General features: G+C 69.3%; 3 protein-coding genes. 1 reads left to right on the top strand and 2 read right to left on the bottom strand.

The annotated features are described in order from the left end of the window. A partial coding sequence (locus PV363_RS17265; RefSeq protein ID WP_301023012.1) for a hypothetical protein occupies positions 1 to 421 on the bottom strand: 421 nt, incomplete at its 3' end. Between the two features lie 418 nt (positions 422 to 839). On the opposite strand from PV363_RS17265, the gene PV363_RS17260 reads away from it, so the two are divergent. Then, complete coding sequence (locus PV363_RS17260; protein ID WP_301023011.1) at positions 840 to 1862, top strand: Fic family protein; 1023 nt, start codon at positions 840 to 842, stop codon at positions 1860 to 1862. Here the strand turns inward: PV363_RS17260 and PV363_RS17990 are convergent. Then, the gene (locus tag PV363_RS17990) at positions 1750 to 2220 is read right to left on the bottom strand and encodes a flavin reductase family protein (RefSeq protein WP_366525509.1); all 471 of its coding nucleotides are present in this window, start codon (positions 2218 to 2220) and stop codon (positions 1750 to 1752) included. The two genes, PV363_RS17260 and PV363_RS17990, sit on opposite strands and share 113 nt — an antisense overlap. Positions 2221 to 2407: the final 187 nt, after the last annotated feature.

The following is a 2407-nucleotide window of genomic DNA, read 5'->3' as shown; positions in this document are numbered from 1 at the left end:
AGATGATGTACATGACGCCGAGGCGGCGGGCGGTCGCGTAGCGGTTGCCCCGGCCGGCCGAACGCAGCAGCCACGCCGCCAGGTCGGTGCCACGCTTCTTGCCGCGGACGGTCCGTGCGTTGGTCGTCCAGTCGATCGCCCGCCCGTCGTGGTGCTCGCTGGTCGCCGTCGAGCAGTCCCGAGCTCCCGACCACCTGGTCACGGGCCAGGTGCGGACGAGGAGCGCGCCCAGGCGGGACGTCCCCTTGTGCGGCTTCGCGCAGCTGATCGGTCCCACGTACGGCGCGCCCGCCTCGATCGCGGCCGGAAGGCCGGACGGAGTCGGTGGCGCCTTCGCGGAGGCCGGTGCGATCAGGGCGAGAGCGAGGACGGACGGCACCACCAGCAAGGTCGCTGCGCGCCCGAGTTGCGTACGAGACATGACTTCCCCCAGGTGTCCACCCGACGCATCGGCAGGCTCGCCGACTTCCCCACGCCCGGTGGCACCGTGCCCACGCTACGTATCTCGGCAGAGGATGCATCTCGAACGTGGAGGTGCTCGATCTAGGCCGCTGGAGCGAGATCGCAAACGAGAGCACCTACGGCGTAGGTATCACTTAGTCGAATATGTGATACTTAGTGCCATGGAGGTCTCAGATCGCGGGTGGCCGTCGGTTTCTCTCGAACGGCGACGGTGGCGAACAAATCCCGATCTTCGCAGCACCGACGGCCGCCGTCCCAGCCGAGCGGATCGGATGCTCGATCACGTCGAGACCGAGATTCCAGCACGGATCGGCGCGCTGTCCCCACCGCTCACGGCGGACACGGCCGCCCTGTGCGAGGCCGCTGGCCAAGGAGTCGTGTCACTCGACGCTGGCCCGGGCCGTTACCTCTCGTCCCTCGCGGAGTTCCTCACGCGGACGGAGTCGGTGGCCTCGTCGCGGATCGAGCGTGTGTACGCCGACCTCGACGATCTCGCGCGCGCCAGCCTCGGCGAGGAGTCGACGAGGAGCGCGACGAGTACGCTCGCCGCCACCCTGGCGCTGCGTGAGCTCACGGAGTCGTGCGATGACGGCGCCCCGCTGTCCGAAGGTGCGATCCTGTCCGCGCATGCGGCGCTGCTTGCCGATGATCTCCTCGAACACCGCGCGGCCGGAAGCTATCGTACGCAGCAGAACTGGATCGGCGGCAGCGACTTCACCCCCCGCAACGCTGCGCACGTACCGCCCCCTCCGGAGGTTGTCCAGGACCTGATGTCCGACCTGGTCGACTTCGCCAACCGCGACGACCTCAGCCCCGTCGCCCAGGCCGCGGTCGCGCATGGACAGTTCGAGGCGATCCATCCGTTCAACGACGGCAACGGCCGAATCGGCCGCGGTCTCATCAGCGCCGTGTTCCGCCGTCGCGGGACGACGCGTCGCACGGTCGTGCCGATCGCCGCGGTGATGCTCGCGGACGTGGACACGTACTTCGACAGGTTGGCGGACTATCGCGCGGGTGACGTGGAACCGCTCGTCCGGTACGTCGCCTCGGCTGCCATGACGGCAACCGAGGCCGCGGAAGCATCCGCAGAGCGGTTGGCGGCACTGCCCTCTCTCTGGGAGGAGCGCGTCGGAACCCGACGCGGCTCCGCCGCACAGACACTCGTCGGAACGCTGCTCGAGCATCCGATCGTCGACATCGCAGCCGTCGAGGCGATCACGGGGGCGTCACGTGCGAGGTCGTACGACGCGATCGACGCCGTGGAGGACGCAGGCATCCTGCACGAGATCACCGGCCGGTCCCGCAACCGGATCTGGGTCGCTGCCGATGTGATGGACGAGATCGCTGCCCTCGAGGAACGGATCGGGGTTCGCACGCGGCCGTCGGCGCGCTGGCGTTGAACCGAGGACCTACGGTTCCGCGGGTACTGCGCACGAGGGGTGCACCGTCGCCGTCCGTGTCGAGACCGGTCCTGTCCTCGATCACGCGTGGGTGCCGAAGCCGCGGCGCCAGTAGGTGAGCGAGCGGGGGTGCGTCGTGCCGGTCTCGGCCACCGAGACGTGCCCCAGGGACGAGGACGTTGCCGCCCAGGCGCGATCCCAGCCGTACGCGGGTCAGCAGCGACGAACGCGCGTCGAGCGAGACCAGCATCATCGGCGGCTCCATCGACAACGACATGAACGCGCTGACGGTCGTGCCGTGGGGGACGCCGTCCTCGAGCACCGTCACGACGGACACCGCGGCCGCGACGTGGGACATCGCGGCGCGGAAGGCGTTCTGGACGTCATCGACGGCTGGTGCCGCGAGATGGTCCGCTGGTGCCATCGTCACGCCAGCAGTCCCCGCTGACGGAGGATCGGCGTCACGCCCTCGGCGAACCAGTACGCCTCCTCGACGTGCGGGTAGCCCGACAGCACGAACTCGTCGATCCCCAGGGCGGCGTACT

The organism is Mumia sp. (assembly GCF_028803055.1).
Lineage (GTDB): Bacteria > Actinomycetota > Actinomycetes > Propionibacteriales > Nocardioidaceae > Mumia.
This window is presented reverse-complemented; position numbering and strand designations above follow the sequence as displayed.

What these genes read in the sequence shown, in the direction of transcription:
- PV363_RS17990 (WP_366525509.1), bottom strand. Translation starts at nt 2,220, where the DNA reads ATGTCCCACGTCGCGGCCGCGGTGTCCGTCGTGACGGTGCTCGAGGAC.